6 protein-coding genes are annotated in these 2,614 nt (G+C 58.0%); 2 read left to right on the top strand and 4 right to left on the bottom strand.

Features of this window, described 5'->3' with window-relative positions:
- Nucleotides 1-45: 45 nt before the first annotated feature.
- Complete coding sequence (locus tag NW819_RS08790) at nt 46-630, bottom strand: SRPBCC family protein (RefSeq protein ID WP_414329799.1); 585 nt, start codon at nt 628-630, stop codon at nt 46-48.
- 154 nt (nt 631-784) lie between these two features.
- Nucleotides 785-1,030 carry a hypothetical protein gene (locus NW819_RS08785; protein ID WP_049749597.1) on the bottom strand — a complete coding sequence of 82 codons (246 nt, stop codon included), beginning with the start codon at nt 1,028-1,030 and terminating at the stop codon, nt 785-787.
- Between the two features lie 156 nt (nt 1,031-1,186).
- On the opposite strand from NW819_RS08785, the gene NW819_RS08780 reads away from it, so the two are divergent.
- A complete protein-coding gene (locus NW819_RS08780) occupies nt 1,187-1,276 on the top strand; it encodes a cytochrome b6-f complex subunit PetN (RefSeq protein ID WP_244349857.1) in 90 nt (29 codons plus the stop codon).
- A gap of 91 nt (nt 1,277-1,367) precedes the next feature.
- Nucleotides 1,368-1,529 carry a hypothetical protein gene (locus NW819_RS08775; protein ID WP_011434030.1) on the top strand — a complete coding sequence of 54 codons (162 nt, stop codon included), beginning with the start codon at nt 1,368-1,370 and terminating at the stop codon, nt 1,527-1,529.
- A 23-nt stretch (nt 1,530-1,552) separates the two neighbouring features.
- Here NW819_RS08775 and NW819_RS08770 read toward each other — a convergent pair whose 3' ends face one another.
- Complete coding sequence (locus NW819_RS08770) at nt 1,553-1,924, bottom strand: DUF309 domain-containing protein (RefSeq protein WP_011434029.1); 372 nt, start codon at nt 1,922-1,924, stop codon at nt 1,553-1,555.
- A gap of 4 nt (nt 1,925-1,928) precedes the next feature.
- A partial coding sequence (locus tag NW819_RS08765) for a sensor histidine kinase (RefSeq protein ID WP_414413513.1) occupies nt 1,929-2,614 on the bottom strand: 686 nt, incomplete at its 5' end.

Below are 2,614 nucleotides of genomic sequence, written 5' to 3'. Positions count from 1 at the left end.
AGCGGCGCGGAGCGCTTGGGGAACGAGGTACCTATTGGGCGCGCCTCAAACGGGCTTGGAATGATCCGACAAACTCAGGCAGCGCTCCCGAATGGCTTGTAAGTTCAGGGCCAAATCTTGGCAAATGCGGCGCTCCACCAGACCGACAGGCATTCTGCGGGGAGGCTTGACCTGCAGGTGGTAGGTGAGCAAGGTTTGATGGGCCGACCAATCGGCCAGATCCCAAAACCCCTCGAAGATAAGAAAATCCCCTTGTGTTTTTTGGAAGCGAAGCTGCTGAGGAAAGATCTCCTCGATAGCCAGCACCACCGCAGCAGAAAATTGGGCAAATAAAACCTTTTGGGATCCCACTTGACGTACCAGTGTGCGGCCATTCTCACGGCCAATGACGCGACTTTCCACCAAGTTGGGAATAAACTCCGCCAGATGGTCGTAGTCGGTCAAAACCTGCCAGACCTGCTGCCGCTCCACCGGAATCAGGACGCGACCTCGCACTTGGCAGCGGCGCTCCCCCAAATCCTCCACCTCCACCTGGATGTCTGAGGACTCCGTCCCGCTGACGCCAGCAGGAATGGGGATCCCATCTTCTGGGGTGGGGTCTTGGGGATCCCATTCAGGGTCAGAAGGCATGGCGAGAACTTCAGTCGCGTAGGTGCTGTAGAGCAGTGCGGAAACCGGAGAGGGAATCGATTTTTGACTGGACAAACCATTCGCCAGCAGTTCCAATAGGCTGCCCCCCTGTGTTTTCTATTGTATCAGGGAACTGTATAGCAGATAACGAACTCTAGGGGAGAAGGGCCTGGAACCAACCGACGATCACCTGCCAAACCTGTTCTAGAAGGGCAAAGGGATCCCGCAACTCCTGCAGCACCTGCCGCGGGCCAATTCTAAAGACCACGTACAACACGGCCAAGATGATTACAATCCCCACCGTTGTCCAGATGGCCTCTCGAACCACCCGCACCCAAAAAACCAGCATAAAAATGGCGATGGCTACAGCGGCAACCAGCGGCAATGTGTCCAGTACCATCGGATCCCACCTCGTTTGGCTCAGATGTTTCAGATTTAACTCCACTGTAGCCAGCTTGAACTGAAAACAGGTGTTCGTAGATGTCCGTTGACAAGGGATCTCCTCTCGTAAAATGGGATCACCTCGAGATAACCCCTCTTTAGCTGGGCTAGACCTATGGACATCATCACCCTTGGCTGGATTGCCGTCCCCACCTTCTTCGTTCTTTCCATTGCTCTGGTGGTCTGGGGGCGCAACGGCATGTAATTTGTCATGCCTGGATTGAGCCTCACATCCATCTTGCATTCATCTTGTTGTTCCTGCCGCCGATATTGACGGGGTTACCCCCGCTCACACCATGGAAACCGATCTTCCCTTGGTCGCCCGCATCGCCTACGGAAGCATCTTTTTGCTGTTGACAGCCGTAACCCTGGGCGTTGGCTACATTACCTTCATCGACTGGCGGGATCGGCGGCGACGCAACGAAGTTGAGCGCAAAGCCCGTCGCTCCAAGCGCTAGCGCCGCTGTTGGGCCTGCTCAGGTCAGTCTTCAACCCAACTCAGGGTGGGGATGGCCAGGTAAGGCAGGGGATCCTGGGGTTGCAGTTGAGAAAGATGCCGCAGGATGCCCTGGTTAGCCTGCCACAGGGCTTGCACATCCCATCCGGCGTAGGTGGGCAGAAAGTCCGCCAGCTTGCGGTTGGCCTCCCCCAACAGGATCATGCAGCCGCGGCGGTTGCCGTTTTGCAGGTGATAGTAGGCCACGGCGGTTTGCAAAAGCCCCTGGTAGAAGCGCCGCTCTGGATCCACTGCCTCCATCCACAGGGCCTCTAGGGTGTCGTGGCAGGCGTAAAATTCCCCCCGGTTAAACTGCTCGGCGGCCAAACGCAACGCTTCTGAGTGGGCATTGCTCATGTGGCTAGGCACAGTTGTGGGCTAGGGGTGAGGTCTGCACAGGCAGGGATCCCTGCGGCAGCACCAGGGTAAAGCAGGTTTTGCCTTGAGAACTCTCCACCGAGACGCTGCCCCCCAGCCGCTGCATCCACTGCTTGACCAAAGCCAGGCCCAGGCCGGTGCCGCCCCGCTTCCAGGGATCCCCGCTGGGAATGCGGTAAAACTTCTCGAAGATGCGCTCCCACTCGCTGTGGGGAATTTCTACTCCCTCGTTGATCACCCGAATTTCCACCTGCTGCGGGCCAGAGCGCTGCGCTGTTACCCAGATGTTGCACCTTGGGGGAGTATACTTGCAGGCGTTGTTGACCAGCTCCTGCACCACCCGCTCCAGGCCGCCCCGATCGGTGAGCACCTTGCCCACATTCGGCGCGATCTGCCACTGCAACCGTTGCTGGTTGGCCTGGGCCCGCTGTAGAAACGGCTCCAGCACGCTGGGCAGCCAGGTTGCCAGCGGCACTTCTTCCAGATGGAGCGTTTTGGATCCCTGCTCCAACCGCTGCAGATCCAGCAGGTCGTTCACCAATTCCGCCTCCCGCTCACACTCCTGCTCCAAAATCTTGAGATATTGCTCTCGTTTTTGGGGGGCGCGGGCGGTTTTCAGCAGTTGGATGGCCATCCTCATGTTGGTGATGGGGGTGCGCAGCTCGTGGG

The sequence above is a fragment of the Synechococcus sp. R8-2 genome (assembly GCF_047461715.1).
GTDB lineage: Bacteria > Cyanobacteriota > Cyanobacteriia > Thermostichales > Thermostichaceae > Thermostichus.
The sequence above is the reverse complement of the archived record's forward strand: the minus strand, read 5'-3'. Positions and strand labels throughout refer to the sequence as shown.